This window comes from Mycobacterium sp. (assembly GCF_040398885.1).
Taxonomy (GTDB): Bacteria; Actinomycetota; Actinomycetes; order Mycobacteriales; family Mycobacteriaceae; genus Mycobacterium.
This window is the reverse complement of record NZ_JBBATF010000208.1, coordinates 1-4,105: the sequence shown is the minus strand read 5'-3', so window position 1 is coordinate 4,105 and position 4,105 is coordinate 1. Positions and strand designations below refer to the sequence as shown.

At 68.6% G+C, this 4,105-nt stretch carries 4 protein-coding genes and 1 pseudogene; 4 read left to right on the top strand and 1 reads right to left on the bottom strand.

Going from position 1 to position 4,105, the window contains the following annotated elements:
* The 3 genes and pseudogenes from ADBZ5U_RS14765 to ADBZ5U_RS14755 form a co-directional block, all read left to right on the top strand.
* Positions 1 to 174: pseudogene (locus ADBZ5U_RS14765) on the top strand (carbohydrate ABC transporter permease); the annotation flags it as partial.
* A gap of 7 nt (positions 175 to 181) precedes the next feature.
* Positions 182 to 1,330 carry an ABC transporter ATP-binding protein gene (locus ADBZ5U_RS14760; protein WP_526811436.1) on the top strand — a complete coding sequence of 383 codons (1,149 nt, stop codon included), beginning with the start codon at positions 182 to 184 and terminating at the stop codon, positions 1,328 to 1,330.
* Positions 1,327 to 1,929: a suppressor of fused domain protein gene (locus ADBZ5U_RS14755; protein WP_526811434.1), complete on the top strand. Its 603-nt coding sequence runs from the start codon at positions 1,327 to 1,329 to the stop codon at positions 1,927 to 1,929. The genes ADBZ5U_RS14760 and ADBZ5U_RS14755 overlap by 4 nt, the downstream gene beginning before the upstream one ends.
* Here the strand turns inward: ADBZ5U_RS14755 and ADBZ5U_RS14750 are convergent, their stop codons facing one another.
* Positions 1,930 to 3,030: a CorA family divalent cation transporter gene (locus ADBZ5U_RS14750; protein WP_526811438.1), complete on the bottom strand. Its 1,101-nt coding sequence runs from the start codon at positions 3,028 to 3,030 to the stop codon at positions 1,930 to 1,932. It abuts the gene before it with no gap.
* Between the two features lie 93 nt (positions 3,031 to 3,123).
* Between ADBZ5U_RS14750 and ADBZ5U_RS14745 the strand changes: the two genes are divergently transcribed.
* Positions 3,124 to 4,105 (top strand): NAD(P)-dependent malic enzyme (locus ADBZ5U_RS14745; protein WP_526811432.1); only part of this gene is annotated, 982 nt, incomplete at its 3' end.

Below are 4,105 nucleotides of genomic sequence, written 5' to 3'. Positions count from 1 at the left end.
GCGATCACCGCGCCGGTGGCGATCGCGAACTTCACCGGCAGTTCGCAATTCGAGGAGCCGACCGGTTCGATAGCGGCCGGCGCGATGGTGATCACCATCCCGATCATCGTCTTCGTCCTGATCTTCCAACGTCGGATTGTCGCCGGGCTGACCTCCGGCGCGGTGAAGGGGTAGTGCGGTTATGGCAGAGATCGTGTTGGACCGGGTCACCAAGCGCTACCCCGACGGGGCCACCCCGGTCAAGGACCTGTCGCTGACGATCGCCGACGGCGAGTTCGTCATCCTGGTCGGTCCGTCCGGGTGCGGGAAGTCGACGACGCTGAACATGATCGCCGGCCTGGAGGACATCACCTCCGGGGAGTTGCGCATCGGCGGCCAACGGGTCAACGAGAAGGCGCCGCGGGACCGGGACATCGCGATGGTGTTCCAGTCCTACGCGCTCTACCCGCACATGACGGTGCGCCAGAACATCGCCTTCCCGCTGACCCTGGCCAAGATGGGCAAGTCCGACATCGACGCCAAGGTCGCCGAGACCGCCCGCATCCTCGACCTCACCGAGTTCCTGGATCGCAAGCCCTCCCAGCTCTCCGGCGGCCAGCGCCAGCGGGTCGCGATGGGCCGGGCCATCGTGCGCAACCCCAAGGCGTTCCTGATGGACGAACCGCTCTCCAACCTCGACGCCAAGCTGCGGGTGCAGATGCGCGCCGAGATCGCCCGGCTGCAGAACCGGTTGGGCAGCACCACCGTCTACGTCACCCACGACCAGACCGAGGCGATGACCCTCGGCGACCGCGTCGTGGTGTTGCGGGCGGGCGAGGCCCAGCAGATCGGCACCCCCGACGAGTTGTACAACTCACCGGCGAACCTGTTCGTCGCCGGGTTCATCGGATCGCCGGCGATGAACTTCTTCGCCGCCACCCCGACCGAGAGCGGCTTACGCCTGCCGTTCGGCCGGATCGCCCTGCACGGCGGTCACGGGCTGCCGGCCGACGTGATCGTCGGAGCGCGACCGGAACACTTCGAGGACGCCGGCCTTCTCGAACCGCATGAGCGGGCGCGGTCGCTGACCTTCGGGGTGACCGCCGATCTCGTCGAGTCGCTCGGCTCGGACAAGTACGTCTACTTCTCCACCGGCGGGTCGACGGCACGCTCGGATCACCTCTCGGATCTGTCCGCCGAATCCGGGGTCGGCGGAAACAGCTATGTGGCAAGGGTTTCCGCTGATTCGGCGGCGGCAACCGGGCAGACGGTGGAACTGGCCCTGGACACGACCAGGCTGCAACTGTTCGACGCCGGCACCGGGGTGAACCTCACCGCGCCGTCCGGATGAGCGATCCGCCGGCGACGGTCAGCGCGTACCTGCGTGCCCACTTCGCCGCGCTGGATGTCGATTCCGATCCCGACGTCGCCAGCGTGACCTTCCTGGGTGTGGAACGTCTTGATGTGCTGCGCTTCGGACCCGACTCCGACGGGGTGTATCACCATGTCTCGCTGGGCTGTTCGCGCTACCCGATGACCGATCCGGCCGCGCAGGTGGCCGATCCGCTGCGCGGCCCCCGCGCCGAGGTGGTCATAAGCCTGCGGGCGGGCACGCCCACCACCGGACTGGCCCGCAGCGTGGCGGTGCTGGCGGCCACCCCGGCGGTGGAAGGCGTGGTGCTGACCCCCGACGCGCTGGTCGACCTGTCCGGTCCGCTGTGGACCGGCGCGCCGTTCACCGCCGTGCTGCTGGGGGTTTCGGAGATTCCCGATCTGGCGCTGCAGGCCCCGCGCGACCCGGTGCGGTTCCTCACCGCGGTGCCGATCACCCAGACCGAGGGTGCCTGGGTCCGGCTCAAGGGCGCCCAGGCGATGCGGCAGGCCTGGGCCGACGACGGTGTGGACGTGCTGGATCCGCTGCGGCCGGCGTCCTCGGCGGGCCGCCCGTGATCACAGCCAGTGGTTGCGGCGGAAGGTCCGGTAGAGGAGCCCGCAGACGACCACCATCAGCGACAGAACCGCGGGATAGCCCCACTTCCAGGCTAGTTCGGGCATGTGCTCGAAGTTCATCCCGTAGATCCCGGCGATCGCGGTCGGGACCGCGGCCATCGCGGCCCACGCCGAGATCTTGCGCATGTCCTGGTTCTGTTGCATGCCGACCTTTCCCAGGGCGGCATGGACCAACGAGGACAGCATCTCGTCGTATTCGGCGATCTCCTCGGCGGCGAGGATCTGGTTATCGAGCACATCCCCCAGCTGACGACGAACCTCCTTCGTCAGGAGATCGGCGTTGTCCTTGATCAACCACTCCAGGTCGTCGGTCAGCGGGGACACCGCGCGGCGCAGTTCCACCACCTCACGCTTGAGGAGGTAGATCGGTTCGATGTCGGTCTTCGTCGTCGGCGAGAAGGTCGACTCCTCGACGGCGTCGACGTCGGCCTCCATCGCAGCGGTCACCCGGCTGTAACTGTCGACCACGTGGTCGGCGACGGCGTGCATGACCGCGGGCGGGCCCAGCCGCAACTGGTCGGGCTGGGCCTCGAGGGCGTGGCGCACATCGGCCAATCCGGTATGGTCGCCGTGGCGCACCGTGACGACGAAGTCCGAGCCGGCGAAAACCATGATCTCCCCGGTCTCGACGATCTCCCGGGCCAGCGCCACGGTCTCGTGCGGAATGTAGATCACCGTCTTGAGCATCATGAAAAGGGTGTCGTCGTAGCGCTCGGCCTTGGGCCGCTGGTGGGCGTGCACCGCGTCCTCGACCGCCAGCGGGTCCAGCCCGAACAGATCGGCCACCGCCTGCATCTGGTGTTGGTCAGGTTCGTGCAGGCCGATCCAGACGAACGCCTGCCGGCCGCCGGCGGCGAGTTCCCGCGCCCTGGTCAAAGCCGCCGCGGGGGTGAACGCGCCGGCGAGCCGGCTCCCGTCGACGTAGACGGCGCAGTCGACGACGGCTCGCGAAACCGGGACCGGACTCGCGCGGTCGACGTCGGCGCCGGGGCTCAGGACCTGAAGCGGCAAGATCACCGGGCGCGGTGTGAACGATGCGATGGTCCCACCTCCTCCGGCACGGCCATATGCTACGCGCCAGCCCCGCCCCGTCGCACCGACAACCGCCGGGTGCCGGTCGAGTACCCTTGCGCCGTGTCTGAAACGGTGCCTGCCTCCAATCTCCTCATCGACGACGAGGAGATCTTCGCCGCCCACCATGGCGGCAAGCTGTCCGTCGAGTTGAAGTCGCCTCTGGACACGCAGCGCGCGCTGTCGATCGCCTACACCCCCGGGGTGGCGCAGGTCAGCCGGGCCATCGCCGCCGACAACACCCTGGCGTCCCGCTACACCTGGGCCCATCGGCTGGTGGCGGTGGTCAGCGACGGCAGCGCGGTGCTGGGCCTCGGCGATATCGGCCCGTCGGCGTCGCTTCCGGTGATGGAGGGCAAGTCCGCGCTGTTCAAGACCTTCGCCGGCCTGGACTCGATCCCCATCGTGCTGGCCACCAAGGATCCGGACGAGATCGTCGAGACGCTGATCCGGCTGCGGCCCACGTTCGGGGCGGTCAACCTCGAGGACATCTCCGCGCCCCGCTGCTTCGAAATCGAGCGCCGGGTGATCGAGGCGCTGGACTGCCCGGTCATGCACGACGACCAGCACGGCACGGCGATCGTGGTGCTCGCCGCCCTGATGGGCGCGTCGGCGGTTCTGGACCGGAAGATCAGCTCCCTGAAGATGGTCATCACCGGCGCGGGCGCGGCCGGTGTCGCGTGCGCCAACATCCTCCTGCAGGCGGGGCTCAAGGACATCACCCTGGTCGACTCGAAGGGCATCGTGCACGCCGGTCGCGACGACCTCAACGCGGTGAAGGCGGAACTGGCTTCCCGGACCAATCCGGCCGGCCGGACCGGCGGTGTGGCCGAAGCGCTCGAGGGGGCCGACGTGTTCCTCGGTGTGTCGGCAGGCAAGGTGCCCGAGGAGATCATCGCGAAGATGGCGCCCAACGGCATCGTGTTCGCCTGCTCGAACCCCGACCCGGAGATCCACCCCGAGGTCGCCAAGCGGCACGCAGCGATCGTCGCCACCGGGCGCAGCGACTTCCCGAACCAGATCAACAACGTGCTGGCCTTCCCCG